Source organism: Streptomyces humicola (assembly GCF_024436035.1).
In the GTDB taxonomy this organism is placed as follows: domain Bacteria; phylum Actinomycetota; class Actinomycetes; order Streptomycetales; family Streptomycetaceae; genus Streptantibioticus_B; species Streptantibioticus_B humicola.
In genome coordinates, this window is record NZ_JANFNG010000012.1 from 36,430 (window position 1) to 63,192 (window position 26,763).

25 protein-coding genes are annotated in these 26,763 nt (G+C 67.5%); 15 read left to right on the forward strand and 10 right to left on the reverse strand.

Translation table 11 applies throughout. From position 1 onward, the window contains the following. The first annotated feature begins 13 nt into the window (after window positions 1–13). Window positions 14–1,630: a recombinase family protein gene (locus NGB36_RS16940; protein ID WP_255921135.1), complete on the forward strand. Its 1,617-nt coding sequence runs from the start codon at window positions 14–16 to the stop codon at window positions 1,628–1,630. Between the two features lie 78 nt (window positions 1,631–1,708). Here the strand turns inward: NGB36_RS16940 and NGB36_RS16945 are convergent, their stop codons facing one another. The 3 genes from NGB36_RS16945 to NGB36_RS16955 all read right to left on the reverse strand — a co-directional run bounded on the left by NGB36_RS16945 (window position 1,709) and on the right by NGB36_RS16955 (window position 3,236). Beyond that, entirely contained in the window at window positions 1,709–2,095 is a 387-nt protein-coding gene (locus NGB36_RS16945; RefSeq protein WP_255921136.1) for a hypothetical protein, read from the reverse strand. An 86-nt stretch (window positions 2,096–2,181) separates the two neighbouring features. Then, the gene (locus tag NGB36_RS16950; RefSeq protein ID WP_255921137.1) at window positions 2,182–2,622 is read right to left on the reverse strand and encodes a glycine-rich domain-containing protein; all 441 of its coding nucleotides are present in this window, start codon (window positions 2,620–2,622) and stop codon (window positions 2,182–2,184) included. Between the two features lie 212 nt (window positions 2,623–2,834). Further along, window positions 2,835–3,236, reverse strand: coding sequence for a recombinase family protein (locus tag NGB36_RS16955; RefSeq protein ID WP_255921138.1), 402 nt, complete (start codon window positions 3,234–3,236; stop codon window positions 2,835–2,837). Window positions 3,237–3,455: 219 nt separating this feature from the next. Here NGB36_RS16955 and NGB36_RS16960 point away from each other — a divergent pair, with 219 nt between their 5' ends. From NGB36_RS16960 to NGB36_RS16990, 7 genes are all read left to right on the forward strand, one after another. Further along, window positions 3,456–4,721: a helix-turn-helix domain-containing protein gene (locus tag NGB36_RS16960; RefSeq protein WP_255921139.1), complete on the forward strand. Its 1,266-nt coding sequence runs from the start codon at window positions 3,456–3,458 to the stop codon at window positions 4,719–4,721. A 24-nt stretch (window positions 4,722–4,745) separates the two neighbouring features. Continuing rightward, on the forward strand, window positions 4,746–5,222 hold the full coding sequence (locus NGB36_RS16965) for a hypothetical protein (protein ID WP_255921140.1): 477 nt from the start codon (window positions 4,746–4,748) through the stop codon (window positions 5,220–5,222). Between the two features lie 337 nt (window positions 5,223–5,559). Continuing rightward, entirely contained in the window at window positions 5,560–5,862 is a 303-nt protein-coding gene (locus NGB36_RS16970) for an SH3 domain-containing protein (RefSeq protein ID WP_255921141.1), read from the forward strand. Between the two features lie 29 nt (window positions 5,863–5,891). Continuing rightward, window positions 5,892–6,494 (forward strand): hypothetical protein, encoded by a 603-nt coding sequence (locus NGB36_RS16975; protein ID WP_255921142.1) that lies wholly within the window; start codon window positions 5,892–5,894, stop codon window positions 6,492–6,494. Beyond that, complete coding sequence (locus NGB36_RS16980) at window positions 6,494–6,976, forward strand: hypothetical protein (RefSeq protein WP_255921143.1); 483 nt, start codon at window positions 6,494–6,496, stop codon at window positions 6,974–6,976. The genes NGB36_RS16975 and NGB36_RS16980 overlap by 1 nt, the downstream gene beginning before the upstream one ends. 2,245 nt (window positions 6,977–9,221) lie before the next feature. Beyond that, on the forward strand, window positions 9,222–9,719 hold the full coding sequence (locus NGB36_RS16985) for a hypothetical protein (protein WP_255921144.1): 498 nt from the start codon (window positions 9,222–9,224) through the stop codon (window positions 9,717–9,719). 715 nt (window positions 9,720–10,434) lie between these two features. After that, window positions 10,435–10,590 carry a hypothetical protein gene (locus NGB36_RS16990; RefSeq protein ID WP_255921145.1) on the forward strand — a complete coding sequence of 52 codons (156 nt, stop codon included), beginning with the start codon at window positions 10,435–10,437 and terminating at the stop codon, window positions 10,588–10,590. Between the two features lie 585 nt (window positions 10,591–11,175). Here the strand turns inward: NGB36_RS16990 and NGB36_RS16995 are convergent. After that, the gene (locus tag NGB36_RS16995; RefSeq protein WP_255921146.1) at window positions 11,176–11,958 is read right to left on the reverse strand and encodes a GntR family transcriptional regulator; all 783 of its coding nucleotides are present in this window, start codon (window positions 11,956–11,958) and stop codon (window positions 11,176–11,178) included. A 209-nt stretch (window positions 11,959–12,167) separates the two neighbouring features. On the opposite strand from NGB36_RS16995, the gene NGB36_RS17000 reads away from it, so the two are divergent. From NGB36_RS17000 to NGB36_RS17020, 5 genes are all read left to right on the forward strand, one after another. Further along, entirely contained in the window at window positions 12,168–12,590 is a 423-nt protein-coding gene (locus tag NGB36_RS17000) for a hypothetical protein (protein ID WP_255921147.1), read from the forward strand. Continuing rightward, complete coding sequence (locus NGB36_RS17005) at window positions 12,590–12,826, forward strand: hypothetical protein (protein WP_255921148.1); 237 nt, start codon at window positions 12,590–12,592, stop codon at window positions 12,824–12,826. The genes NGB36_RS17000 and NGB36_RS17005 overlap by 1 nt, the downstream gene beginning before the upstream one ends. Beyond that, on the forward strand, window positions 12,823–13,041 hold the full coding sequence (locus NGB36_RS17010) for a hypothetical protein (protein WP_255921149.1): 219 nt from the start codon (window positions 12,823–12,825) through the stop codon (window positions 13,039–13,041). Before NGB36_RS17005 ends, NGB36_RS17010 begins: the two co-directional genes overlap by 4 nt. Continuing rightward, window positions 13,041–13,958: an FtsK/SpoIIIE domain-containing protein gene (locus NGB36_RS17015; RefSeq protein ID WP_255921150.1), complete on the forward strand. Its 918-nt coding sequence runs from the start codon at window positions 13,041–13,043 to the stop codon at window positions 13,956–13,958. Before NGB36_RS17010 ends, NGB36_RS17015 begins: the two co-directional genes overlap by 1 nt. 198 nt (window positions 13,959–14,156) lie before the next feature. After that, on the forward strand, window positions 14,157–16,205 hold the full coding sequence (locus NGB36_RS17020) for a thioredoxin domain-containing protein (protein ID WP_255921151.1): 2,049 nt from the start codon (window positions 14,157–14,159) through the stop codon (window positions 16,203–16,205). A gap of 14 nt (window positions 16,206–16,219) precedes the next feature. Here the strand turns inward: NGB36_RS17020 and NGB36_RS17025 are convergent, their stop codons facing one another. Beyond that, window positions 16,220–16,825, reverse strand: a complete 606-nt coding sequence (locus NGB36_RS17025) for an acyl-CoA-like ligand-binding transcription factor (RefSeq protein ID WP_255921152.1) — start codon at window positions 16,823–16,825, stop codon at window positions 16,220–16,222. Window positions 16,826–16,912: 87 nt separating this feature from the next. Continuing rightward, a complete protein-coding gene (trhA, locus tag NGB36_RS17030; protein ID WP_255921153.1) occupies window positions 16,913–17,623 on the reverse strand; it encodes a PAQR family membrane homeostasis protein TrhA in 711 nt (236 codons plus the stop codon). A gap of 264 nt (window positions 17,624–17,887) precedes the next feature. On the opposite strand from trhA, the gene NGB36_RS17035 reads away from it, so the two are divergent. Next, window positions 17,888–19,690, forward strand: coding sequence for a phosphoenolpyruvate carboxykinase (GTP) (locus tag NGB36_RS17035; protein ID WP_255921154.1), 1,803 nt, complete (start codon window positions 17,888–17,890; stop codon window positions 19,688–19,690). Window positions 19,691–19,989: 299 nt separating this feature from the next. Here NGB36_RS17035 and NGB36_RS17040 read toward each other — a convergent pair whose 3' ends face one another. The 4 genes from NGB36_RS17040 to NGB36_RS17055 form a co-directional block, all read right to left on the reverse strand. Beyond that, window positions 19,990–21,201, reverse strand: a complete 1,212-nt coding sequence (locus NGB36_RS17040) for a pyridoxal phosphate-dependent aminotransferase (protein ID WP_255921155.1) — start codon at window positions 21,199–21,201, stop codon at window positions 19,990–19,992. 10 nt (window positions 21,202–21,211) lie between these two features. Next, entirely contained in the window at window positions 21,212–22,849 is a 1,638-nt protein-coding gene (locus NGB36_RS17045; RefSeq protein ID WP_255921156.1) for an N-acyl-D-amino-acid deacylase family protein, read from the reverse strand. Window positions 22,850–22,859: 10 nt separating this feature from the next. Beyond that, a complete protein-coding gene (locus NGB36_RS17050) occupies window positions 22,860–24,134 on the reverse strand; it encodes an amino acid deaminase (protein ID WP_255921157.1) in 1,275 nt (424 codons plus the stop codon). 121 nt (window positions 24,135–24,255) lie between these two features. Next, window positions 24,256–25,770: a chitinase gene (locus tag NGB36_RS17055; RefSeq protein WP_255921158.1), complete on the reverse strand. Its 1,515-nt coding sequence runs from the start codon at window positions 25,768–25,770 to the stop codon at window positions 24,256–24,258. Between the two features lie 176 nt (window positions 25,771–25,946). Here NGB36_RS17055 and NGB36_RS17060 point away from each other — a divergent pair, with 176 nt between their 5' ends. Next, window positions 25,947–26,762 carry a hypothetical protein gene (locus tag NGB36_RS17060; RefSeq protein ID WP_255921159.1) on the forward strand — a complete coding sequence of 272 codons (816 nt, stop codon included), beginning with the start codon at window positions 25,947–25,949 and terminating at the stop codon, window positions 26,760–26,762. Window position 26,763: the final 1 nt, after the last annotated feature.

The following is a 26,763-nucleotide window of genomic DNA, read 5'->3' on the forward strand; positions in this document are numbered from 1 at the left end:
GGGGCAATACGCGATGCGTGAAGATCAACCGACGCTGGAAGCACTGGGGTTCACTGCCAAAGAGCTTGCCGAGATGGGGTTGGACAAGCCGGCCGAGGGGGAGCCCAGCGAGCTCCTGGAGGCATACCTCCGGCGCAGCAAGAAGCGGGAAGACCTGGCGGCGCTGCGTGGGCATCTGAAGGACATCGTGCGCTGGGCGCAGGGCCAAGGGCTCCAGATCCGGCGCGTGTGGTTCGAGCAGCTGAGCGCGTCCAAGACCTACGTACGGCGCCGCGAGTTCGAGAAAGCTACTCAGGCGATCCTCGAAGGTCAGTCGAAGACCCTTGCGGTGTGGAAGACCGACCGGTTCGACAGGCGTGGGATGGGCGCCGTTGGGCGGATGCTAGACGAGTTCGACATGCGGCGTGCGCGGCTCGTCTCCGTCACGGAGTCGTTGGACAGCTCAACGTCGGGCGCTCGGATCATCTTCGGGATTCTGAGTGAACGTGCGCGGGAGGAAGCCAAGGACATTGGCCTGCGTGTAAAGAATGGACACGACGAACACAAGGGGGAGGGGCGGCGTGGTACGGGGCGGCCTCCGTTTGGTCTCTATGGTCCTACGGGATCGGGCAAGGTGCAGCCCCACGAAATGGAGTTCGCCGCAGCTCGTCGTCTCGCTGACTTGCTGCTAGAGGGAATGACCACGACCCGTACGGCGTGGAAGCTGAACGAAGAGGGCTATCGGACACGTAGCGGAAAGTCGTGGTCTGGGACCGCGGTTAGCAAGCTCGCCCAGTCGCCCCTGTTTGCCGGGATGGTTCCCAACCGTATGCGCAAGACGGATGAGCACGGTAATCCCCTGGATGTGTGGGAAGGGTACGGGGAGCCTCTTACTGATGCCGAGGGGAATCCCGTCATGTGCGGTGAGGGCGTCGTCACCGTCGCCGAGTGGTACAAGATCAAGTCTCTTATCGGTGAGCGGACGGATCAAAACAGGCGCTCCGGCAAACCGGCCGTCAGGTATCTGTGCACAAGCATCCTGCGGTGCGGACGTTGTAAGGGACCGATGTCCCATCGTGGTGGCCGTTACCGGTGCGACAGGAGGCAGCAGCGAGGGGCTTCTATCTGCCCAGGCGTGGTATCCCTCGCGGCGCGTATTGACTTCGCTGTCGCGCAGGCATGGATGGCGCACGTGATAAGCCTGGAGCCGGAAGACCCCGTTCTTATCACCATCGGCCGTCGGTGGTTGTCGTTTTCTGACCCTGAAACGCAGGCGAGGAAAGAGCACGCCAGGGAAGCTCTGGAGAGCGCTCGGAAGCGCGTGAAGAAACTTGAGGACGACTACTACGTGTACGGCAAGCTCACCGAAGAGCGGTACGAGGAGTTGAGTGCCGCACAGCAGGCGACAATCGAGTCTATGACAAGCACGCTTGAGGAACTTGACCGCGCGACGGATCTAAGTCCCCTGCGTGATGGCGAGATGCTGGCCAAGGCGTGGGACGACGACGAGACGACAATAGATGATAAACGCATGCTATTGCGGTGCGCGTTGAAAAAGGTCACCCTGAAGCCTGCCGCCCGACAGGGGGACCACACGCCGATTGAGGATCGCTTGGTGTACGACTGGGTGTCGAGTTCTGATGCGGAGTAGCGATACCCGGGATACATCGGCCTCGCCTGTGAGCCGGGAGCATGAGGGAGAGACGAAAAGGGTTGTGCTATCGGTTTTTCACCGTCCATAGGGACAGGAAATTCCCTCACGCGGACAAGCTACGAGTGCTCGTGAGTGGTAGCGCTGCTTCTTGGTGTAGTAGCCCCAGATCACATCGGCGCCGCGCTGTAGGTCGTCGTTCACGTAGGTCATGCGCGCGTCCAGGGGGAAGCTGTCGCCGTCAGCGGGGGCGTGCTCCTCGCCACCTTGGCGCATCCATTCGGACGCTTCTTTGCGGCCTGCGTCGTCGTTTGTGAACGTCTCGGCTACATGCCGGGCAGGCTTGCGGAGCCAATGCCCGATCTCAAGCGGCGGCGTGGGGTTGGTCGGGTCGACACGCAAGCTGTCGGCTGGCCGTTCATGGCCCACGTACTCGAATGCGTGCCAGTGTTCTGCAACGTTCATCTCGGCTCCCTCCGCCGAAGGACCGACCCCCTGACGGGCAGAGGGTCGGCCCTGTCTCAGATCACCGCTCGGAGACTATCCGGGCGTCAGCTTCCGTACGGTCGTCCGCAGTCCGAGTCGCACTGGGCGACGCTGGCGCCGTTGACGGTCCACAGGTCGTCGAAGACCTGGAACCGCGCTGTCTTCAGCGCGAGTGCCGCTGCCCGCACGGCGGTTTCGCTTCGGCCGGGTCCGCCCGGCGCGGGGTTGTGGTGCAGCATGCGGCCCGCGTGCTTGTCGCAGAACGCTGCGTAATTGGCGGTGTGCAGGATGAAGGCGTGTAGCCCCTTATCGACGTCGTCTGACGGGACCATGGGCTCAGTGGAGACGGCGACCGTAGCGAGGAACGCAACCGCCTGATCGGTGATCCGCTCGGCGCGCTGCTGTGTCTCACCGCTGTGGACGACGACGAAGTGAACGATGCTGCTGAACAGCTCGTCACTGACCAGGGACCTGCCGGTTCGCAGGTCATTTATTGTTGCTGTCATGCGTGTTCCCTCCTCGTTGGAGTGGTGCACTGCAGACCCGCTCCGGCCGTGGTCGCTGTCGAGGCATGCGGCCGGGGTGGGGGTCTAGGTGGGTGGCATTGCCACCGCTACGCCAATCACGAATCCACACGCTGCAGAGACCGTGATCATGAAAAGCGGCCCTGCGAGGCGTCCGACGAAGGCGGCAAGAAGGTAGAACGGGCGCTTGACGTTCATGCGCCACCATCCGGAGCAGCGTTGAGAAGCCCACGCTGTCGGTCCGCGCGTTTGGACGTCTCACCTGCGATCGTCTCAATCCAACCCCCAGCGCATGTCACCTGACGTGCGAATTTCTGCCGTTGCTCGGGGTCACGGCTGAGGCGGTCCCAATCACAGACGACACAGACGGTGGTCCGGCCGCCTCGGTGCGAGCCCAGCAGATTCGCAAGCATCCGGTCGAATTCGGGCCGGTGATCGTCGGTGAGGGCATCGTTACCGCAGTCGACCCACTCTCCGGCGATCTCCCAGCCTCGCTCCTCCGCGTACTGGCGGCACGCGCCCACGCGAAGCAGCATGATCGCCTGGGTCGGGGTGGCGTGGCGGTCGTAGATGAACGCCAGCGGCTTGGTGGTCATGTCGGCCTTCCCCTGGAGCCTGAACGCCCGGGCTGAACGGCCCGGGACTAACAAGAGGTGTCCGCGTCTTGACTGCGGGTGGTGGACTGACCAAACCGCGCGCCATGCTGGACGGGCCAGCAATGACCCGCACGGCGCATACGGACATGCACGCCGCGCATACGGGCGGCTCGTGGGCATCCGGGCTCATGTACGAACTAGGTCAGGGGCGACACATCGATGAACTGGTCAACGCAGGCCATCCGCGATGCTTCACGGACCGGCGATTACGGCCGGGTGGTCCGGCTGGCTCGGATTGCCGTAGGCGTATCGCAGAAGCAGCTCGGCGAGGCTTGCGGGATCAGCCAGTCGGCCATCTCCCGTCTGGAGATGCATGGGACTGCCTCCTACAACATGAACATCCTCGCGAGGGCCGCGACGCATCTACAGATCCCGCCGCGGCTCGTTGGCCTCGCGGATCACGCAGCGGCGCAGGCCGCACAGGTGAACGGAACCGAAGTGGAACGGCGCAACTTCCTCGCCGGTGCAGCAGCGATGGCTACGGCACCGGTGCTTGCAGCTCTCCCCGCATCGAATGCGCCTGGCAGCGATGGCACCCAGGCCGCCACGCTTCGACTGGCTACCACGGCGTTTCGCCGGATGGAAGGCGCAACTCCCTCTCGCCATCTCTCCGAGCCTGTGCTTGCTCATCTGCGCCTCGCCCAGATCGTCGCGAGTGAGGCGGCACACGATGAGCAGCGCGCTCGGCTTGCTGCCGTCGGGAGCGAGGTTGCGAGTCTGGCCGGCTGGCTGTCGTGGGACATGGGAGACCATGGCTCGGCGCGCACCTGGTACGGGACCGCGATCAAAGCCGCGCAGCGCTCCGGTGACGGGTTGCTCACTGCGTATCAACTCGGGAGCCTTGCTCAGTTCGAGGCGAATACGGGCAATGCGGCTCAAGGGCTCAACCTCGTACAGTCTGCGAGACGGCAAATCGGTGACAAGCGGCCAGCGATCGCCGAAGCATGGCTGTCCACCGTTGAGGCGCTTGCTCACGCCGCCGTCGGCGACCCCGATGCAACCGACGGGGCGTTGGCGGATGCAGCGCGCAGGACAGATCAGATCGCCGTCGAGGACCCGCCACCGTGGCCGTGGGTGTTCACTTTCAATCACAGCAAGGTCGCTGCTTGCCGGATGTCCTGTGGTGCTCGGCTGGGACTTTCCGCATGGGTGTTCGCTGCGCAGGACGCTGCGGGTGCTGCACTTGCCTCTGGGCATGAAAAGCAACGGGCATTGCTGGTGCTGGACGTCGCGTCTGGACATATGGCTGCCGGACGGCTCGATGGCGCTTTCGCACTGGCCACGAGCGCGGTTGAGACGGGCCTGCGGTACCGATCCGGCCGCATTGTGGAGCGGGCCCGTGCGCTACGGCGCGCCTACACTTCAGCCACGCCACCCAAGGTGGTGCGCGACTTCGACGCGCGGCTACACGGCGTCTACCTGTGACAGCTACGGGAAGGGGTACACGCCATGCGACTGGGGATCACCGGACACCGCGGGATGCCCGAGCAGTCCGAGAAGCTGATTCGTGCAGCTCTGCGCGGCGAAGTGCAGCAGTACCCGCCAGATGACCTTGTAGGAGTCTCGTGCATCGCGGACGGCCCAGATGCGTGGTTCGCGCAGGCCGTACTCGATCACGGCGGACGGATCGAGGTCGTGATACCCGCGACCGCCTACCGTGATGGTCTGCCTCGCTGGCACCACCACACGTATGACGCGTTGCTTCGGCGAGCCGTCGAGGTCCATCGGACAGGTCTCGTCCAGTCGGACTCGCATGCTCACCAAGCTGGGAGTGAAATCTTGGTCGGACTGGTCGATGAACTGATCGCCGTCTGGGACGGGAAGCCCGCGCGGGCTTACGGCGGTACAGCCGATGTCGTTGCGTACGCGGAACGCACAGGCGTCCCCGTCCGGGTCATCTGGCCCGAAGGCGCAAGCCGAGACTGATAGTTCCGAAGAGGAGTCTTCAGCCTTCAGTGGCAACTCATCCTGATAAGCGGTTGACGCATGGCATGAGAAGACTGATGCTGTAACTCATCCGGACGAGTTCCTGACTGATGAGGTTGGGGTTCTCGTTGTGGTTCGAGTTGAAAGGCAGTCAGATGGTTTCTCGTACGCGCATGCGGGCTCGGGCGGTTGCCGGGGCCATGGTGCTTGCGATGAGCGCGGGTGTGACCAGTGCATCGGCCCAAACCGACGGCGGTAGGGGCGAGCCTGCGGCGCCGGCGCCGGAGCCGTCAATAGGCGTCCCCGGTCCTGCCAGTGCTGGCCCGGATCGACTCCGGTGAATACTCCACCGGTTGTGCAGGTGGATGGGCTGCGGGTGCGGGCTGCGCCGGGCCTTGACGGCACGATCACAGGTCAGCTGTACGCGGGGGACCCGGTGGAGATCACCGCCGTTGCCAAGGCTGGGTCCTATCAGCAGTGGGACCAGGTAACGCTGTTGCGTGACTCGGCTGGTGGTCTGCCTGCGGGCTACACGGGGTGGGTCTCACAGGCGTATCTGTCCGCGCCGGTGTGCGGCTACGCAAAAGACGTGCAGTGCGCCTACTACGGCGAAGGTCAGTACTGGGGGCCGAGTTCGTGAGCGTCTGCGCTGAGGCGTAGGCGTCGGCCGTGCGGCGTCCGGCCTGGTACTGCGGCACCCATCGTGTGACCTCTTCCTTCCTGTTTTTTCTCTTTGTTCTCTTTAATCAGAAAGGGCTCTTGATGAGCGACCCGAAATACTCTTACCCCTCACCCGAACAGGCGCCGGATACGAACGCTGCCGCGCCTGTGCAGGAGACGATGCCGACGCGCTTGCGCATGGTGCGGGTGCTGCTGTTCGTGATAGCGGGCTTGTCCATCCTGGTCGGCGTGTTCGTGGGGCTGATGGCGCATTCGTTCGCTGTTCAGGCGAGTGCGGCGGGCCTGACCACGAACATGATCTATGCGGAAGCTGTCGCGGCTGTCGTGCTCGGCGTCGTCGAGCTGGTGTTGGGCCTGCGGTTCAAGGACGGCGGCAACGCGGTTCGGGTCACCACTCTCGTGTGGGGCGTGCTGGCCGTGATCGGCGGCCTGGCGCAACTGCCCCAGGGGGTGGTGGACATCGTGATCGGCGGGCTGGTCGTCGCCCAGATGCGCCATCCGGAAACCAAAGCCTGGTTCGAGCGCCCGCGCGGTTCGTGGGCACTGCGTGCCGGATCGGTCAACCCCTTTGAGCGCCAGGAGGAGAAGTGATGAAGCGCACTGTTGCCGCGATAGCGACTGCTGTCTGTCTGGGCGTTGGGGCGGTGGGCTGCTCCTCGGCGCACAAGCCTGATGCGGCACCGTCGCACACGACGGCGAGTATCGGGCCGACTGCGTCGTCCTCGGCTGCTCCGGCCGCCCCGGCATCCTGTGACGCTGGTGCGCTGAAGCAGGTGACACAGCAGATGAACACGCCCGACATGCGCTCGTCCCTGTCGGCGTCCGGGGTGACGGTTACGCAGATCACGAGCGACAACACGTGTGATCTGGTGCTGATGACCACTGGGGCGCCGCATGCGCAAGATCAGGCTCTTCCCGTCCTTGAGCAGGCGCTGAAGGACGACGCTCCCCCGGCGGGCGACGGGATCAATGGCTGGGTGATCGAGGCACAGGGCGGATGTGTCCTGTTCTCGACTGATCCCCGGCAAGACGCCGGTCCAATGTGCTCGGCACCGAGCACGATGTCAGTGTGAGGTAGCAACGATGTGGCCCCCTTCCTGCTGCGGCGGGGAGGGGGCCGCTGACGCTTGTGACCGCCGGTAATGCATAGGTGCGGGTGGCGTGTCAAGTCATCTGAGCAACACCTGAGGTTGACGTTCAGTCAGCATTTATTGATGCAGCGTTAGGCTGGCGATCTTTCCCGAATAGATGCCAGTCATATACGTGCGGGGGCGTTGTCGGTGGCGGGTGTCACGATGAGCGATTCGGCAGTGACTTGGAGGTGTTGCGCGGTGGCGTGCGGGCCCCGTGATCACACGGGTGACGGCGACGGGGACGAGTCGGGCTGGACTGAGGAGGTGGATGAGGTGTCGGCGACCTGGCAGGCCGCTGAGGCGTGGAGCTGATCAACGGCGCGGCAAAAGAGCTGGGCCTTGATTGCTACGGCGTGCGGGCGTCGGTGGCCAGGGGCTCAGAGACGAGCCGGTGATCGTTTTCGCCTCGAACGGCGGTTACAGCCTGGGTGAGTTCCTGGCGGTGGTGGCGAAGTGGTCGGGGCCTGCTGGCATATAGCGGGCTGGAGAGACGCGATTGGGACGATGGAGAGGGGAAGGCGCGATGAGACGGCCGAGTGGGGACGAGTGGAAGACGCGCAAGGGGTCTCGGGTGTGGGTCGAGACGGATCGGCGCGGCGAGTGGATCATGTGTGAGGGTTGCCCTCGGCCGATCCGGGTCACGGGGGTAGGACCGGTGATCTTTGCGGCGCGGGAGCATGCACAGCGCTGCCGTAACTGACGTGTGCGGCTGCGGTACGGAGCGGCCCCGTTCATGCGCCTGGTGGCTGGCGTGTGGGCGGGGCTTCGCGCTGTTCGGCACGGTGCCGGGTGGCGCGCGGTGGGCATGCGGCGGCCGGAGCGGCTTTGGCCGGTGTCCTGCCCGGTCTGGGGTCGGGCATGGCCAGGGGGCCGTACGCTGCCTCAGCGAATCGGGTGGGGCGGAGCCCTGCCCGGTAAATCCGTCCGATGGCCCCCTGGTCGTGCCCGACGCGGGCCCCGGACCGAGCAGGTGGGTAAAGCCGCTACGGCCTGCCGCCCCCAGCCACTGGACAACGAGCCTCACGACGGCCACGGTCGCCGACGCTGCCCCGGCGAGTGCAGAGCTGCCGCGCGGGCTGATGCTTGGACAGCGCGGGCAAAGCCGTTCGCAGATTCCGTGTTGGTTGATCACCTGGAAGCAGCACCCAACGGGCGGCGATCAAGGAGGCGTCGTACACCTAGAGGGGGTAGCAGCCTGTTGCCCCCTCGTTCATCGGGCAAAACGGTGAATGATTCGTTCGAGCAAGGAAGACACATGAATCGTCAAAGCCGCGTGCTCATCACAGTCCTCGCAGCGGTAGCAGCCCCCTTGATCTCCGCCGTCCCGGCATCGGCTACCGCAGCGAACAGCGCGGTTCCCCGGCACACTCCCGAAAACCGTGTCGGCGGCCACATCTACACGGTTCCCGAGGCCACGCCCGAGAACGGTGTCGACGGCCACGTCTCGTTCGTCGTATTCGGCCGCGGCCTTCCCCCGACTCTGTCCTTCACGCTTACAAGCCCGAGCCTCGATGCGGCCTGCAGCGGGTATAAGTTCGGGTCCCACACGGTGACGTCCGACCTCAACGGCAACTTCAACTTCGCGGGCTTCGCGAGCGGGTGCCTGCCCGGAACCTATGTCATCGAAGCGACCGACCTCAAGCTGGCGACGACCCGGAGTCGTACGTACTTTGCCCACATCACTCTTGTGCCGCCTCGTGGCCGTTACGGTCCTTCCTGGAGGCCCACGAGTCATACGGCTCATCGTTGATGCTGCCGCGCCCCGCGTTGGCCCGCGGGTGGCGTTCCGCCGTTCTTGGCCGTGGTAGCGAAGTGGTCGGGTTCTGCTGACATGTAGCGGCCGGATCGATGTCATCAGGACGACGATGGGGGAACTGACGTCGGCGGCTGTGAAAGGCCCCGTCCATGCACCTGATGGCCGGCGTGTGGGCGGGGCGTCGTGGTGTTGGGTGGCGCGCGGTGGGCATGCGGCGGCCGGAGCGGCTTTGGCCGGTGTCCTGCACGGTCCGGGGTCGGGCATGGTCGGGGGGCCGTACTCGCGGATTCCGTGTTGGTTGATCACCTGGAAGCAGCATCCAACGGGCGGTGATCAAGGAGGCGTCGTACACCTAGAGGAGGCGGCAGCCTGTTGCCCTCTCGTTCATCGGGCAAAACGGTGAATGATTCGTTCGAGCAAGGAAGACACATGAATCGTCAAAGCCGCGTGCTCATCACAGTCCTCGCAGCGGTAGCAGCCCCCTTGATCTCCGCCGTCCCGGCATCGGCTACCGCAGCGAGCAACGCGGTTCCCCGGCACACTCCCGAAAACCGTGTCGGCGGCCACATCTACACGGTTCCCGAGGCCACGCCCGAGAACGGTGTCGACGGCCACGTCTCGTTCGTCGTGTTCGGCCGTGATCTTCCGGTCATTCGGCAGTTCACTCTTACAAGCCCGAGCCTCGATGCGGCGTGCAGCGGGTACAAGTTCGGCTCCCACACGGTGACGTCCGACCTCAACGGCAGCTTCAACTTCGCGGGCTTCGCGAGCGGCTGTCTGCCCGGAACTTACGTCGTCGAGGCGAACGACGCCGCCGCGATGGCGAGGAAGGCGGATCGCACGTACTTCGCCCACATCACTGTTGTGCCGCCTCGTGGCCGTTACGGTCCTGCCTGGAGGCCTACGAGTCATACGGCTCATCGTTGATGCTGCTGCACCTCGCGTTGGCGGCACGGGTGGCGTCCCGCCGAGTAGTACACGTCATGGCAGGACGCCACCCGTCCAGCGAGAGCACCTTTTCCTGGGCGATCAACGACACTTTCTCACCTCGTTCCCCTTGCGCATGCGGCGCAGCGTTGATGTGCAGATGGAAGGGCGGCCCTCGCTCTGGAAGGGCGCGTGAGGAGCGAGGGCCGCTCGGGTGAGCGGTCGGTTGTGGGGCACTGCAAGGGGGCGCACGCGGGAATAGGTCAGGTAGAGCACCCGCCCGTCCCTGTGTCGGGTGCTTGTCAGGTCCCGTTCCAGGGTTGCTTGCGCACCTGGGGCGGGGCCTTGACGTGTAGTTGCTGGCCGGGGAGGTGGGTAAAGCCCAAGCCTGGGAAGTTAGGCCGGTGAGCGTGGTGTCAAGCGGTTCGGCGAACCTACCTGATCACCTACCAGGCCCTAATCAGGCGTGGAGCAACGCTCTCGTGAACCACGATCCGCCTCCTTACCACCCTTACAGGGTGGCTCTGCACGTCAGTTGCGCCCAGAGTCGTTTGATTTCGATTCCGCTCGCAGACAGGACCAAACGGCCCTACGCGATCCGCCCCAGCGCTGCCTGTGGGGTCGGGTGCGCATGGCTGGTCAGGGGGGGCATGGTAAGGGCACGGACACGCAGCGGCCGGTGGTTGTGCATCCGCCGATGTACGGATCCCGGCGGGTGACGATCGAGGACAGTGTGATCGGGCGCGCGTATAGCGTCGACGAACCGATCCAGCTTTTGCGCGGGCTAGGCTTGGCGTTCGGAGAGGTCTCCTTGTACGACTCGACCCTGATCGAATGGGTCGGGGGTGGGCCCGATGCCTGGCACGCCTGAACTCGCGGCCCCTGCATTTCCCTTCTTCAGCAGGGGCCGTGGCTGCCACCAACCTGATCACCGCGCTCCGGAGGCGGACAATAAGTAGCGCCTTGCCGCTCTTGGGCGATGAACAGTGCCCACGGCTTGCTCCTCATATGCAGAGCGCCCAGCCTGGAGGTGCGATGCAGATCTGATGGCCCTCGCTCTTGGAAGGCGCATGAGGAGCGGGGGCCGATCGGGTGACCCTCAGCTTGCGGGAGTAGTACCGGAGCCGCACCCTGGAATAGATCAGGCACAGCAACCACGCCATCCTCCGTTGTGGAGCTTGCATGGAGCCCCGGCCGGACTGCCAGCCACCGCCCTGGCCGGGGTCTCGCGTGGCTCGCCACTGCTGGTTCCCTGCCCGGTGGGCTTCTGCGCATACGAAAGTGCCCCCGCTGGTGGGCGGGGGCTGTTTGCTGCTCGGTGCCGCGGCGGGTGTGGGCGTGCTGGCGCTGGCGGCCGGACGGGACCGGCCGAAGGCCGCATGCCCGGCCGAGACGCCGAAGCGCCAGGGGAGCGCCCGGCGCGCCGAAGGCGCGCCCTTGAGCAAGTAAAGGTGAGTCAATCCGCCTTCGTGCGCGGGCGCTTCGTCGGTGCTGCTGGGGGCGTGATCGGGTAGGTGAGCCGACAGGTTGCCGCTGGTGCGCGTAGCTCTTCGCAGAGCAAGGCGGCGCCGTTGCTGCCGAGGGTGATGCGATAGGTGACCAGCAGGGGCGCGGTGTCGGCGAGGTTGAGCGTGGTGCGCTCGTCCGGGTAGGGGGTGCGTGCGGTGACGTGCTCGATCCATGTCAGTTCGTGCCCGGCGTCGGTGAGTGCCTGGTAGACCTCGGGCAACGGGGCGTCGGGGGTCTTGGCAAGCTGGTCGGCGCGGGCTGCGACGGAGAGAGGGATGAGGGTGCGGTGTGCCATGCGGGCGCCGTTGGAGCCATGGCGGAGCAGCCGTTCCACGTTGAACGCTTCGCCGTCGGGTTGGCCCAGCAACTCAGCGGGGATGCCGTCGAGCCGGGTACGGGTGACGGTCGGGGGCTCGATCTCGTGGAGTTCGGGGAGCTGCCATCGGTCGCCAGTGCGGTCGATGGAGCGGTCTACGCGGATGGCGGGAATACGTCCCCCGCGCACGATGGTTCCCTTGCCATGACCGGTCATCACCAGTCCCATGGAGCGCAGTTCGGCGAGGGCTGAGCGGATGGTCGCGCGGCTGACGCCGTAGCGCTCGATCATCTGGGTTTCGCTGGGCAGGGTCGTGCCAGGCTCGTAGTCACCGGCCTTGATGGCTTGGGCTAGCTTGTCGGCTACCTGCATATACATCGGGCTCGGTCGTGTGATCTGGTCGTCTGCTGCCATGACGGATGCGTCCTTGGGGTGTTGGGCGGGCGCGGTGAGGTCTGCTTCTGCGGTGTCCGGTGTGGTGCCCGGTCGGTTCGCTGTCGGGTGTCAGTGGTGTGTGCTAGTACACGTTCGCCGCTCATCAGGATAAGTGGTTGACGCTCGTCGTCAATACAGCGAACATGAGGCATGCACTCATCATGACGAGTGCCTAAGTGATGAGAGAGGTGCAGAACGAGCCCATCGACATGGAACGACTCGGCAAGGTGCTATGCACGATCGCTCCGGAGAAGAGGATCAATCCCGATACGGGAGAGGTGCGCAGGGACGGTGAGGGCAATGAGCAGTGGGTTGTTCAGGTCTCCGTGCGTCGGCTTGAGTGGCGGCGGTCCGACACGATCGACGTGGTGTTGCCTCATGAGCCGCGCGGTATCGCGGAGGGGGCGGCGGTCCGGGTCGTGAACCTGTGGGCGAATGAATGGACCGTGGATGGCCGGTCGGGTACGTCGTACCGGGCTGATGACATCGTTCCGGCTCCTGCTGGCTCGTCGGCTGGTTCCTCCGGTGCTGCTGGCTCGGCTGCTGCTTCTTCGTCCTCCTCGTCTGGCGCGGCGGCGGGTCGGGGCCGGTCGGCCAGCGGTGATGCGTGATGGCCTTCGAAGCCTTCGGGGTGCTGACCCCTGCGCAGGCCGACGGGCTGGCCTGCGTCGTCTGTGATGCGGATTTCCTGCGGGTTGCTGTGGCTCACGTGCCGGTCGGCCGCTCGGATACCGGCTCTCAGGTCTTCGCCTGCAAAGGGGCGTGCGCGCTGCGGGTCGCGGAAGAGGTTGAGCGGCTGGTCCGTGAGCTGCGGGCCGCTGCCAGTGAGGACGGGGGTGCCGGGTGAGTTGGCTTGGCTCGGATGACGACTTCGCGCTGATGATGCGCGACTTGCGGGCGCTGGCCGGCGCGGAAGCGCTGCTGATGACGACACAGGACAGGGCCTTGATCAAGTTCCTGTTGTCGCTGGTCAGCCAGCATGCCGAAGCGGCCACGCTGCGGGCCCGATCGGTGCTCGCACGCCTGCAACTGGAGGAAGTACAGGAAGGAGGTGGAACCTGATGTCCGCGCCGCTGGTGGTGTGGATCATCTCGGCTGTGATCACGGTCGGGGCCATGACGCAACGATGGTGGGAACCGCGGTTGGTCGCCCGCGGCTGGGACGCCACGCCGTGGCGCTGGTGGTTGACCGGTTTCCCGGTCGTGGCGTTGCGGATGTGGTGGACGTGGCGGCGAGTGTGTCTGCTCAACGGGTTGGCGGTCTCGTACTCGCCGAATCGGCGGGTGATCGGCCGCAACCTCGTGGTGCAGGGAACGGCGCTGCGGCCGAAGCCTCCGCGTCTGGGGCTGCCGTGGTCGACACCTACCGGGCTGGCGGTGCGGGTGCGACTGCATGCGGGGCAGACTCCGGCGCCGTTCTTCGCTGCCGCACAGGCCATGGAACACGCCTGGAAGGTGTACACGGTCCGTATCTCCTCGGCGAAACGGGGAGAGGTGCTGATCACGGTCACGGCGGTTGATCCGCTTGCCACTGCGGATAGGGAGTTGGCGGCCAGAGAACCTGCGGTGTTGCTTTCGGTGGTGGTCGGCCGGATCGAGGACGGTGGCGTATGGGTGATCGACTTTAGGAAGGTTCCGCAATGGCTGATCACGGGAGCTACGCAGTCGGGCAAGTCGACACTCGTGCGGGCGTTGGTGCGGGGTCTTGCTCCACAGGCGGTGGCGCTGGTGGGGATCGACTGCAAGGGGGGCATGGAACTGGGCTTGTTCCGTGATCGTTTCTCGGCGCTGGCGACCGACCGTGCGGACGCGGTGGGGCTGCTGGCGGGCCTTTTGGATGAGGTACAGGCGCGGATGGTGATCTGCCGGACGGCCGGGGTGCGTTCGATCTGGGAGCTTCCCGACGATGGCAGGCCGGTCCCTGTGATCGTGCTCGTTGATGAGCTGGCAGAGCTGTATTCTGCGGCTTGTCAGCTATGAGACGGCGTTAGGACAGCCGGTTGCCTACCGTAAACCGGTTATTAGCGTCCGCGAGGCGTACGCCACAACTTGCTAAGCGTCCTCCCGACGTAACTGAACTCGGGCCCCGTCTGGCTCCGGCTGGGCGGGGCTGTCGCTTGCGCGGGGACAAGGTGCGTCGTTTGGGAGGCTTGCGGGTGCGTGCGCAAGGATGGGGGCATGGCCAATCGACTCGCCGACGCTACGTCCCCCTACCTGCTGCAGCATGCCGACAACCCTGTCGACTGGTGGCCGTGGTGCGACGAGGCGTTCGAGGAGGCGCGCCGGCGTGGGGTGCCGGTGCTGCTGAGCGTCGGGTATTCGAGTTGTCATTGGTGCCATGTGATGGCGCACGAGTCGTTCGAGGACGAGCGGACTGCGGCGTTCCTCAACGAGCACTTCGTGTCGATCAAGGTCGACCGGGAGGAGCGGCCGGACGTCGACGCCGTGTACATGGAGGCGGTGCAGGCGGCGACCGGGCAGGGCGGCTGGCCGATGACGGTCTTCCTGACGCCGGACGGCGAGCCGTTCTACTTCGGTACGTACTTCCCGCCCGAACCGCGCCACGCGATGCCGGGCTTCCGCCAGGTCCTTGAAGGCGTACGCACGGCATGGCAGGACCGACAGGGAGAGGTAAGCGAGGTCGCGGCACGGATCGTGCGAGACCTGGCAGGGCGCAGCATTGCGCTTCAAGGCGCGTCGGCGCCCGGTCCTGCGGAGCTGAGCACGGCACTTCTTCAGGTCAGCCGTGACTATGACCCGTCTACCGGGTGGTTCAGTGGTCAGAACAAGTTCCCGCAGCCGATGGTGGTTGAGTTCCTGCTGCGCCACCATGCGCGTACGGGCTCTGAGGCTGCGTTGCAGATGGCCGAGGGCGTGTGCGAGGTGATGGCTCGTAGTGCGCTGTATGACCAGCTCGGCGGCGGCTTCCATCGCTACGTCCTACAGCAGCGTCCGGGTGGACCTTGGGTACCACATTTCGAGAAGATGCTCTACGACAACGCGCTGCTGTGCCGGGTGTACGCGCATCTGTGGCGGGCCACCGGCTCGGACCTGGCGCGCCGGGTCGCGCTGGAGACGGCCGACTTCATGGTGCGTGAACTGCGCACCGAAGAGGGCGGGTTCGCCTCCGCGCTCGACGCCGACAGCGACCGTCCGGGTGGAGGACACGGCGAAGGGGCCTTCTACGTCTGGACGCCGGAGGAGTTGCGGGAGGCGCTGGGGGCGGAGGACGCCGAGGTCGCCGCCGAGTACTTCGGGGTGAGCGGGGAGGGCACGTTCGAGGAGGGCGCCTCCGTGCTCCAGCTCCCGGAGGGCGAGTTGCGGGACGCCTCCCGGATCACCTCGATCCGGGAGCGGCTGTCCGCCGCGCGCGAGCGGCGCCCGCGTCCGGGCCGCGACGACAAGGTGGTGGCGGCGTGGAACGGACTGGCCATCGCGGCGCTCGCCGAGACCGGTGCCTACTTCGACCGCCCCGACCTGGTGCGGGCCGCCGTCGACGCGGCCGACCTGCTGGTCCGCGTACACCTCGACGGCTCCGCCGAGACCGGCTCCGGCCGTCTCGCCCGCACCTCGCGCGACGGCGCGCCGGGTGCCAACAGCGGGGTGCTGGAGGACTACGCCGACGTCGCCGAGGGGTTCATCGCGCTGAGCGCCGTCACGGGCGAGGGCGTGTGGCTGGATTTCGCGGGTCTGCTGCTCGACACCGTGATGCGGCACTTCACCGCGGACGACGGCACGCTCTTCGACACCGCCGACGACGCGGAACGGCTGATCCGCCGCCCCCAGGACCCCACCGACAACGCCGCGCCCTCCGGCTGGACCGCCTCCGCGGCCGCCCTGCTCTCGTACGCTGCATACACCGGCTCCGCGGCACACCGCACGGCGGCCGAACGGGCGCTGGGCGTCGTCGGCGCGCTCGGCGGGCGGGTGCCGCGCTTCATCGGATGGGGTCTCGCCGCCGCGGAGGCGGCGCTCGACGGTCCGCGCGAGGTCGCCGTCGTCGGCCCGGACGGCGACCCGGCCACCACGGAGCTGTACCGCACGGCCCTGCTCGCCACCGCCCCCGGTGCGGTGGTCGCCGTCGGCGAGCCGGGCAGCGGGGAGTTCGCCCTGCTGCGCGACCGGCCGCTGCTCGACGGCCGACCGGCAGCGTACGTCTGCCGGAACTTCACCTGCGACGCGCCGACCGCCGACCCCAAGCACCTCCAGGAGCAGCTCAGCCGTTGAGCCCAGGACTTACCTCAGGCGCTCGGAGAGGATGCCGAGGGTGTTTTTTCGACGAGATCCGGCAGGTCCTCGGTGGCGTCGTCCTCCACCCAGTACATGATCGCCTCCTGCCAGCCGCCGAGCAACGCACCCACGAGGACGCGCAGTTCGAGATCGCGCGGTTCGCGTCCGGTGCGCTGCGCCAGCGCGCCGACGAGATGTGAGCACGAGGCCGACGTCGACTCGCCCATCCGGGCGCGCAGTGCGGGAATCTCCTGAACCAGGCGCAGCCGCTGGATGAGCTCGGGCCGGTCCGCCTCGTACATCTCGCGCAGCGGTCGCACGATCGCGTGGCGCATCGACTCCACGATGGGCTCGTCGACGGGGCGGGAGAGCAGCTCCGCCTCGATGACGGGGTCGTACTCGTCGGTGAGGACGACGTCCTCCTTCGTCGGGAAGTAGCGGAAGAAGGTGCTGGCGGAGACCTCCGCGGCGGCGGCGATCTGCTCGACCGTCGTGGCGTCGTAGCCCCGCTGCTCGAAGAGCCGGTAAGCGGCGTGACGGATCGCCTGCCGGGTCTTGATCTTCTTTCTCTCGCGCAGGCCGGTCTTGGGTGTGGCGCGGGTCGATGCGCAGGCCATGCCCCTCATTGTCGGGCATCGGCCTGGGCGGCATCGGGCCGGTACGCGGGTCGTGTCGCCGCGCTGTCCGGTCCGCCGTCAATCGGCTCACCGGTGCGTGTAGGCCACGAGCGAGATGGCGACGTAGTGGACGATGAACGCGGCGAGCGTCAGGGAGTGGAAGACCTCGTGGAAGCCGAACCAGCGCGGTGACGGGTTCGGCCGCTTGATCCCGTAGATCACGCCCCCGACGCTGTAGAGCAGCCCGCCGACGGCCACGCACACCAGCACGGCGACGCCGCCGGTGCGCATGAACTGCGGCAGGAAGAAGACCGCCGCCCATCCGAGCGCCAGATAGCACGGGGTGTAGAGCCAGCGCGGCGCGTGCACCCAGAAGATCCGGAACGCTATGCCCGCCATCGCGCCGCCCCAGACGAAGGCGAGCAGTGTGGTCGCCGTCGCCTCGGGCAGCAGCAGGATCGCCAGCGGTGTGTAGGTGCCGGCGATGATCAGGAAGATGTTGGCGTGGTCGAGGCGGCGCAGTACGGAGGCGGTCCTCGGCCCCCAGTTGCCGCGGTGGTACAGCGCGCTCACCCCGAAGAGCAGGCATGCGGTGAGGGTGTAGACACCGCAGGCGATGCGCCCGCGCGGGCTGTCGGCGAGCGCGGTGAGCAGGACGCCGGCGAAGAGCGTCGCCGGGAACATCCCGGCGTGCAGCCATCCTCGCAGTTTGGGTTTGAGTGGGGCGGTGAGCGCGGCGGCCTGCCGCAGCTCCCGGGCGGCAGGAGCCGCGGCGGGGGTCTCCTCGGCAGCGGTCATGCGGGTCATGCTACCTACGCAACCGTAAGTTACGACTAGGTAATAAAAGTGACTGCAAGTGGCAATGGTCACTGCCCCTGCCCTGGACAGATCGACCCGGGACCCCTGACACTCATATGAGTGCGGTCGGCACCGGATGAGCGGCCATGAAGCATCCGGGTCGCAGCCCCCAAGGGGCCAACACACCCTCACCCCCTCAACAACTTGACGCCCGGAAAAGTGCACTGTGCAGGAGATGCGCACGGCGGGCGGAACGGAGCGATCGTGGCGCGCAGCAATGCGGCTCCCACCAATCACCAGGACCTGATCGCATGGGTCGGCGAGATCGCCGCCCTGACCGAGCCCGACGAGATCGTGTGGTGCGACGGCTCCGAGGAGGAGTACCAGCGCCTGTGTGACGAACTCGTCGCCAAGGGAACGTTCAAACGGCTCGACCCGGTCAAGCGCCCCAACTCGTACTACGCGGCCTCCGACCCGTCCGACGTCGCACGCGTCGAGGACCGGACGTTCATCTGCTCCGAGAAGGAGGAGGACGCCGGACGGACCAACCACTGGAAGGCCCCCGACGAGATGCGCGCCATCTTCGGCGACCTCTTCAAGGGCTCGATGCGCGGCCGGACGATGTACGTCGTCCCGTTCTGCATGGGCCCGCTGGGCTCCCCGCTGTCCGCGCTCGGCGTCGAGATCACCGACTCGGCCTACGTCGCCGTCTCCATGCGCACCATGACCCGGATGGGCCAGGCCGTGCTCGACGAACTCGGCGAGGACGGCTTCTTCGTCAAGGCTGTGCACAGCGTCGGCGCCCCGCTCGCCGAGGGGCAGGCGGACGTCCCGTGGCCGTGCAATCAGACCAAGTACATCTCGCACTTCCCCGAGGCCCGCGAGATCTGGTCCTACGGCTCCGGCTACGGCGGCAACGCCCTGCTCGGGAAGAAGTGCTACGCCCTGCGCATCGCCTCGGTCATGGCACGGGACGAGGGCTGGCTCGCCGAGCACATGCTCATCCTCAAGCTCACCCCGCCGAAGGGTCAGCCGAAGTACGTCGCCGCCGCCTTCCCCAGCGCCTGCGGCAAGACCAACCTCGCGATGCTGGAGCCGACCATCCCCGGCTGGACCGTGGAGACCATTGGCGACGACATCGCCTGGATGCGCTTCGGCGAGGACGGCCGCCTCTACGCGATCAACCCCGAGGCCGGCTTCTTCGGCGTCGCGCCCGGCACCGGCGAGCACACCAACGCCAACGCGATGAAGACCATGTACGGCAACTCGGTCTTCACCAACGTCGCGCTCACTGACGACGGCGACGTGTGGTGGGAGGGCATGACGGAGGAGCCGCCGGCTCACCTGACCGACTGGAAGGGCAACCACTGGACGCCGGCCTCCGGGACCCCGGCCGCCCACCCCAACGCCCGCTTCACGGTGCCCGCCTCGCAGTGCCCGATCATCGCGCCCGAGTGGGAGGACCCCAAGGGCGTGCCGATCTCCGCGATCCTCTTCGGCGGACGGCGCGCGAGCGCGGTGCCGCTGGTCACCGAGTCTTTCGACTGGCAGCACGGCGTCTTCCTCGGCGCCAACGTCGCCAGCGAGAAGACGGCGGCTGCCGAGGGCAAGGTCGGCGAGCTGCGCCGCGACCCCTTCGCGATGCTGCCGTTCTGCGGCTACAACATGGGTGACTACTTCGGCCACTGGCTCAAGATCGGCCAGATGCACGACGCCGCGAAGCTCCCGAAGATCTACTACGTCAACTGGTTCCGCAAGGACGCGGACGGCCGCTTCGTGTGGCCGGGCTTCGGTGAGAACAGCCGCGTGCTCAAGTGGATCGTCGAGCGTCTGAACGGCGAGGCCGAGGGCGTGGAGACCCCGATCGGCATCCTGCCGGCGCAGGGCGCGCTCGACACACAGGGACTCGACATCGACAAGGCCGACCTCGACCTGCTGCTCTCGGTCGACGTGGACGTCTGGCGCGACGAAGCCGCGCTGATCCCGCAGCACCTGGAGACCTTCGGTGACCACACGCCGAAGGAGCTGTGGGACCAGTACCGCGCGCTCGTCCAGCGGCTCGGCTGACGGTCTCCAAGAATCCGGTGTGCCTCCCGCGCGTGCGGCGCGGGAGGCACACCGGCGGTAGGCAGGGCCCCTGTGAGCGACGCACGCGAGCAGAGAGCCCGGTGAGCACCCCGACCACCCTCGCTCGCCGGGCGGGCCGCGCCGACCCTCACCCCGAGGGCCGGATCGCACCAGCGATCCGGCCCTCGGGTGTGTCCGTGTCCCCGGTAACGGGCGGTCGGGAGGGCGTGGCACCCGGCCTCAGCCGAGACGGCGGGAGACACGCCCCCGGGCCCCGCGCCTCGGCGCAGCGCCCGGCGTCAGGGCTGCCCGTAGCCGTCCAGGAAGCGCCCGATGCGGTCGATTGCCTCCGTGAGGTCCTCCGCTCGCGGGAGGGTGACGATGCGGAAGTGATCCGGCTCGGGCCAGTTGAAGCCCGTGCCGTGAACAATCATGATCTTCTCCGCACGCAGCAGATCGAGCACCATCTGCCGGTCGTCCTTGATCTTGTACACGTTCGGGTCGAGCCTCGGGAACGCGTAGAGCGCGCCCTTCGGCTTGACGCACGTGATGCCCGGTATGCGCGTCAGCGCCTCGAACGCCGCGTCGCGCTGGGCCCGCAGCCGTCCTCCTGGAAGCACCAGGCTGTTGATCGACTGGTGGCCGCCGAGTGCCGTGGCGATCGCGTGCTGCGCGGGCATGTTGGCGCACAGCCGCATATTGGCCAGGATCGTCAGGCCCTCGATGTAGCTCGACGCATGCGACTTCGGGCCGCACACCGCCAGCCAGCCGCTGCGGTAGCCGGCCACCCGGTACGCCTTCGACAGGCCGTTGAAGGTGAGGGTGAGCAGGTCGGGAGCGATCACCGCGGTCGGGGTGTGCGTGGCGTCGTCGTAGAGGATCTTGTCGTAGATCTCGTCCGAGCAGACGATCAGGTTGTGGCGGCGGGCGATGTCGGTGATCCCGCGCAACAGCTCGTCGTCGTATACGGCGCCGGTCGGGTTGTTCGGATTGATCACCACGATCGCCTTGGTGCGGTCGGTGACCTTGCGCTCGATGTCGGCGAGGTCGGGCATCCAGTCGGCCTGCTCGTCGCACCGGTAGTGCACCGCCGTGCCGCCCGCGAGCGCGACCGAGGCGGTCCACAGCGGATAGTCCGGCGCCGGGATCAGCACCTCGTCGCCGTCGTCGAGCAGCGCCTGCATGGACATCTGGATGAGCTCGGAGACGCCGTTGCCGAGGAAGATGTCCTCGACGTCCAGCGGGATGCCCTTGGTCTGGTAGTGCTGCATCACCGCGCGGCGCGCGGACAGCAGGCCCTTGGCGTCCCCGTAGCCGTGCGCGTCGCCGAGCGTGCGCAGCATGTCCTCGAGGATCTCGGGCGGGCATTCGAAGCCGAACGGTGCGGGGTTGCCCGTGTTCAGCTTGAGGATGCGATGGCCCGCAGCCTCCAGCCGCATCGCCTCCTCGAGCACCGGACCGCGGATTTCGTAGCAGACGTTGGCGAGCTTCGTCGACTGGATGACCTGCATGTCCGACACCTTACGGGTGCGTAACACGGCACGCTCGGTGTTTTTCGCCACGCCCGCGCACGGAACGGCCGGGCAGCGCGTCCGAGCGACTGCCCTCGTCGATCACGAACCGGCCGTTGACGAGGACGTACGGAATCCCGTGCGGCAGGGTGCGCGGCCGCTCCGGCGTGGCGCCGGGGGCGACCGTCTCCGGGTCGAAAAGCACCAGGTCGGCGCGGTATCCGGGGCGGATGACCCCCCTGTCGTGGAGCCGTAGGCGGGCCGCCGGGCGCCCCGTCAGACGGGCGACGCACTCCTCCAGCGAGAGCACCGAGAGCTCGCGGACGTAGCGGCTCAGATACTGCGGAAAAGTTCCGTATGCACGGGGGTGGGGCTTGTCCCCCATCAGGATTCCGTCGCTGCCGCCGGTGTGCGTGCGGTGGCGCATGATTGCGCGGACGTTCTCCTCGTCGCCGACGTGGTGCAGGATCGTCGGCCGCAGCCGGTCCTCGACCAGCAGCCGGCGGGCGGTGGCGAAGGGCCGCTCGCCGCGCTCGGCGGCGGACCGGGAGATCGTGGCGCCCACGTAGCGTGAGAGCGCGGGATCGCCGACGCCGGAGATCTCCACGGTCTCCCAGTCGACTGGCACGCCGTGGCAGCCGTCGGAGCCCTCTGTCTCCAGCACGTGCCGGATCCGCTCGGCGGTCGTATCGGTCCGCAGCCGGGCGAGCGTCGCCTCCGGGCCGCCCTCGGTGGCCCAGCTGGGCAGCAGCGCGGCGAGCGTCGTGCAGCCCGCCAGGTAGGGGTAGGTGTCCAGCGTGATGTCATGTCCCGCGTCCAGGGCCCCGTCAAGCAGTGCGAGCAGCTCGGGCGCGCGGCCGGCGTTCACCGGGAAATTGAGCGTGGCGTGCGCCAGGTGGAGGGGGCACCCGGCGCGCCGCGCCACGGTGATCATCTCCTGGTACGCCTTGAGCGCCCCGGCTCCGTACGAGCGGTGGTGCGGGCAGTAGTAGCCGCCGTAAGCGGCGACGACGCGGCACAGCTCGGTCAGTTCGGCGTCGGAGGCGTACATACCCGGTGTGTAGGTGAGGCCGGAGGAGAGTCCGACCGCGCCCTGTTCCAGGCCCTCGGCCACCAGCCGCTTCATCGTGCCGAGTTCGGCGGGCGTGGCCGGACGGTCGTCCCAGCCCACGACCAACATCCGCACGGTGCCCTGCGGGACGAGGTACGCGGCATTGACGGCGATGCCCTCGTCGAGACGGTCGAGATACTCGCCGACAGACCGCCAGGTGACGTCGATGTCGGAGCCGTCCCCGTTCCAGCCGGCGATCTGCGTGCGGACGTCGGCGAGCGTCCGGTCGTCGACGGGCGCGTAGGAGAGGCCGTCCTGGCCGAGGACTTCGAGGGTCACACCCTGCGCGGCCTTGGCGGAGTGGTCGGGATCGCGCAGCAGGGCGAGGTCGCTGTGGGCGTGCATGTCGATGAAGCCGGGGGCCAGGACGAGGCCGTCGGCGTCGAGGGTGCGGCGGGCGTCCGTGGGGCGTGGGCCCGGGCCGCCGTACTGCGGACGGATCTGCGCGATCCGGCCGCCCGCGACGGCGACGTCAGCGCGGTACGCGGCCGCCCCGGTGCCGTCGACGACGCGTGCGCTCCGGATGACGAGGTCCATCGCAGGGCCGTCAGAAGAAGGTCCGGATGTAGTCCGTGACCCTGCCGTCCTCCGCGACCAGCGGAATCAGCTGCCACTTGTCGAAGACCGTGCACGGATGGGAGAGACCGAGGCCGATCCAGTCTCCGACCTCGACCCGACCATCGCCGGGGAGTGCGACGAACGCGTGCTGGTCGGAGAGTTTCGTCACCCGCATCCCCTCGGCGGCGCTGGTCGAGCCGTCCGCCCGCCGCACGAACTGCGGCTCCGGCAGGTCCATGTCGTACGACACGTCGCGTTTGCCGGCGTTCACCACGGCCAGGCCCGGCTCCGGGCGCGAGACGACCTGCGCCCACAGCCGGAACGCCGCCCGCAGCGAGCCCTCGCCGGGGACGCGGTCGCGGAACGGGGTCACCGCGCGGTAGCGGCCGTCGTCGTGCGTGACGTACGCGCCGGAACGCAAGAGCTTCAGCACCGGTTTCGACAGGCCGGCGACGGGTTCGAGCACCTCGGCCACCGTGTCGAACCAGGCGCTGCCGCCCGCACTGATCACGATCTCGTCCGCCTCCGCGAGCAGCCCCGCCGCGTCGAACCGCCGGGCCAGCGCGACCAGTCGTTCCAGCCACGCGCGCACCGCAGGCTCCGACGGCTGCGGGATCTCGCCCTCGTATCCGGCGACGCCGAGCAGTCGCAGGTGGTCGCAGGCGGCGACCGCCTCGGCGACTTCGGACGCGGTCGCCTCGTCTCGTACGCCGGTACGGCCGCCCGGCGCGCCCAGCTCCACCACGACGTCGAGCCGGCGCGGCAGCGCCGCGTCCATCAGCCGCACGCCGCGTACGGAGTCGACGTAGCAGATGAACCGGAAGCCGGGGTCGGCGTCGAGCTCTCGGGCGAGCCAGCGCAACGCGGCCTCGTCCACCACCTCGTTGGCGAGGAAGATCCTTTGCACCCCGTGGGCGCGGTACGCCCGGACCTGGGACGGCATCGCCGCCGTGATCCCCCAGGCACCGTGGGCGAGCTGCCGGGCGAACAGCTGCGGGGCCATCGAGGTCTTGCCGTGCGGGGCGAAGGCGAGGCCGTGCTTGTCGGCGTAGGCACCGAGTTGCGCGAGATTGTGGTCGAGCGCGGGTGCGGAGAGCGTCAGCACGGGAGTGGTGAAGCCGCCGTCGAAGAGGGAGCGGCGCTGCGCGGCGAGCTCGCCGACGGTCAGGCCCTCGGCATCCGGCGGCAGGCCCTTGAACCGGAAGTCCACGCGCTCGGCGCGCAGGGCGTCCAGTGCGGCGTCGTCCATGGCTCCGGCATCCATCGGCGGCCTCCCGTGTCTTCACGGATGGCGTGCGCGGGGCCTGGCAGGAGGACGGTCCTTTCAGGCGCCCGCACACGCTTTCTTCTTACGTGATCAGCCTATGTCCGGGGCCGTCCGCGGGTCACGGCAGCGCGTGGACGTGCGGGCCGACCGTGTCGGCGAACTGGTCGCCGTTGGAGGCGTCCCAGTTGGTCGACCAGGTCATCGCACCGCGCAGCGCCGGGTAGGTGGTCGACGGTTTGAACGATCCGCAGTTGGTGCCCTGCGTCAGGCAGTCCAGCGCGTCGTTGACGACCGTCGGCGACACGTAGCCGCTGCCGGCCGCGCTGCCGGAGGCCGGCAGGCCGATGCCGACCTGGGACGGGGCGAGGCCGCCCGTCAGCTCGACGCAGGCCTGTGCGGTGATGAAGTCGACGGTGCCCTCGGAGTAGACGTTTCCGTCACAACCGTTCATCGAGCCCGAGTTGTAGTACTGGGTGTTGACGACGGTGAGGATGTCCTTGATGTCCAGCGCGGTGGCGAAGTAGTCCGCCGAGGTGGACTGCATGTCGATGGTCTGCGGCGCCATCGTGATGATCAGGCTCGGCCCGGCGAGGGAGGACAGGTCGCGCAGCGCCTGGCTCATGTAAGTCGGGTTCAGGCCGTTCTCCAGGTCGATGTCGACGCCGTCGAAGCCGTAGGTCTTCATCAGCGAGTAGACGCTGTTGGCGAAGTTGGTCGCCGAGGTGGAGTCGCTGACGGAGATCGTGCCGTTCTGGCCGCCGACGGAGATGATGACCTTCTTGCCCTCCGAGTGCAGTGTCTGGATGTCGGACTCGAACTGGCTCGTGGAGTAGTTCAGACACGAGTCGAGGCTGAAGTCGACCGCGCCGGGCGTGGAGGTCGCGTTGGCGAAGGCGACGGCGATGATGTCGTACTGGCTGTTGACGGCGGTCAGCTTCTGCACGGTGGCGCCGTTGCAGAAGTCCTGCCAGTAGCCGGTGAGGACGTGGGCGGACAGGCCGCTGCCGCTGCTCGGCGTCGGCGTCGGCGTCGGCGTCGGAGTGGGTGTGGGAGTCGGCGTGGGAGTCGGTGTCGGGGAGCCGGTGCCCGCCGGGCCGGTCACGCTGATGTCGTCGGCGTAGTACGCGGGCTGGGCGTACCAGCCGTGGACGTAGATCGTCACCGACGTCGTGGAGGCGCCGGTGGTGAAGCTGGTGGACAGCTGCGTGTACGAACTGGCCGACGGCGTCCACGTCGAGGGGTCGGTGCCTCCCGTGCCGCTCGCGCCGAGGTAGACGTACGAGCCCTGCACCCAGCCGCTGAGGGTGTACGTCGAGTCGGGCTGGACGCTGATCACTTGCGAGCACTGGGCGTCGTCGGAGCTGGTGGGGGTGGCTTGCAGCGCCGAACTGCCGCCGTGGACAGGGCTGCTGACGGTGGTGGCGGTGCCGGAGTCGCACGTCCAGCCGCTCAGGCCCGACTCGAAGCCGGGATTGGCGGCGAGGTTGGAGGTGGCCGCGGTCGCCGTCCCGGCGGCGCCGGTGGCGAAGAGCGCCGCGCCGGAGAGCGCCGCCGTGGCAAGGGCGGCAACCGAGGCCTGCCATCGGCGCCTTGGAGGTGAGGGGGATGAGGGGATGGGGGACGGATGGTCCATTGCTGCCTCCGCAGGGGAAGGGCATGGGAAATTGACGTGAAGAATGGTCCAGACCAATGAGCTTGTCAATACATCAGCCGCCGTCACCCGGCCATTGCCCGTTGAGCGACTTTCGGCATATGACTGACTACGCGCCGATAGGCTGAACCCAAAACGGGCGGTGGGGAGGTCATCACGTGGCCGGCGTCATGACGGCAGTCGCGAGGGATGCGTCGCTCCCTCTCGAACAGCACGTCCTGCGTTGCAGTGCCGCACTCGACGTGCACGGACATCTCGTCGTCCTCGTCCCGCCGGACGCTTCCGACCCCGCCCGGCGCAGGCTGCACACCGTCCGCTCCGTGCTGGCGGCCGACCGGATGGCGCTGATACCCGTCGGGCTGCCCCCGCTCGCCACCGCGCTCCTCGCCGAGCAGCTGCGGCAGTTGTCCGCCACCGACCTCGGCCCCGGAGTGCTCGCCGGGGCCGCGCCGCTGCTCGCCCACTACTTCTACGCGGGTGCACTCCTCGGCTCGGTCGCCAGACTCGACCGGGTGAACGTATCCGTCGGATCCCACCTCAAATCCCTCATCCCGGGCAGGCAGTTCGCCGTCGCCGCGACCCCCGAGCCCCGGGTCGTCGAGGCGACCGAGCGCGACGTCCTGCCGGGGCCGGCCTACCCCACGCACCTCACCGTCGCCGCCTCCGGCTCCTTCGACACCTCCTGGATCCACGGCCCGCTCGCCCGCGCATGGCGCCCGCAGCATGTCCGGGACGTCGCTGCGCCCGAGGACTGCGCTCACTGGTGGGGCACCTCACGCGTCGCCGAATTCACCGCGCACATCGCCGATCCCGGGGTGCTGTACCAGCTCGTCACCTCGGTGCGCCGTACCTCCTGCCGGTGGTGCGCACTGGAGATCATCGGCGACCGGTGTTTGTTCTGCTCCACCCGTGTCGAGAACCAAGCCGTACGACCAGACGTACGAACAGACGAACCCATGGACCGACGTCGATAGG

Coding starts and splice junctions, on each gene's coding strand:
- NGB36_RS16955 (WP_255921138.1), bottom strand. CDS start 3,236: ATGACCACCAAGCCGCTGGCGTTCATCTACGACCGCCACGCCACCCCG.
- NGB36_RS17020 (WP_255921151.1), top strand. CDS start 14,157: ATGGCCAATCGACTCGCCGACGCTACGTCCCCCTACCTGCTGCAGCAT.
- NGB36_RS16960 (WP_255921139.1), top strand. CDS start 3,456: ATGAACTGGTCAACGCAGGCCATCCGCGATGCTTCACGGACCGGCGAT.
- NGB36_RS17050 (WP_255921157.1), bottom strand. CDS start 24,134: ATGGATGCCGGAGCCATGGACGACGCCGCACTGGACGCCCTGCGCGCC.
- NGB36_RS17040 (WP_255921155.1), bottom strand. CDS start 21,201: ATGCAGGTCATCCAGTCGACGAAGCTCGCCAACGTCTGCTACGAAATC.
- NGB36_RS16980 (WP_255921143.1), top strand. CDS start 6,494: ATGAAGCGCACTGTTGCCGCGATAGCGACTGCTGTCTGTCTGGGCGTT.
- NGB36_RS17055 (WP_255921158.1), bottom strand. CDS start 25,770: ATGGACCATCCGTCCCCCATCCCCTCATCCCCCTCACCTCCAAGGCGC.
- NGB36_RS17025 (WP_255921152.1), bottom strand. CDS start 16,825: ATGGCCTGCGCATCGACCCGCGCCACACCCAAGACCGGCCTGCGCGAG.
- NGB36_RS16950 (WP_255921137.1), bottom strand. CDS start 2,622: ATGACAGCAACAATAAATGACCTGCGAACCGGCAGGTCCCTGGTCAGT.
- NGB36_RS17015 (WP_255921150.1), top strand. CDS start 13,041: ATGTCCGCGCCGCTGGTGGTGTGGATCATCTCGGCTGTGATCACGGTC.
- trhA (WP_255921153.1), bottom strand. CDS start 17,623: ATGACCGCTGCCGAGGAGACCCCCGCCGCGGCTCCTGCCGCCCGGGAG.
- NGB36_RS17045 (WP_255921156.1), bottom strand. CDS start 22,849: ATGGACCTCGTCATCCGGAGCGCACGCGTCGTCGACGGCACCGGGGCG.
- NGB36_RS16945 (WP_255921136.1), bottom strand. CDS start 2,095: ATGAACGTTGCAGAACACTGGCACGCATTCGAGTACGTGGGCCATGAA.
- NGB36_RS16940 (WP_255921135.1), top strand. CDS start 14: ATGCGTGAAGATCAACCGACGCTGGAAGCACTGGGGTTCACTGCCAAA.
- NGB36_RS17005 (WP_255921148.1), top strand. CDS start 12,590: ATGGCCTTCGAAGCCTTCGGGGTGCTGACCCCTGCGCAGGCCGACGGG.
- NGB36_RS16995 (WP_255921146.1), bottom strand. CDS start 11,958: ATGGCAGCAGACGACCAGATCACACGACCGAGCCCGATGTATATGCAG.
- NGB36_RS16985 (WP_255921144.1), top strand. CDS start 9,222: ATGAATCGTCAAAGCCGCGTGCTCATCACAGTCCTCGCAGCGGTAGCA.
- NGB36_RS16965 (WP_255921140.1), top strand. CDS start 4,746: ATGCGACTGGGGATCACCGGACACCGCGGGATGCCCGAGCAGTCCGAG.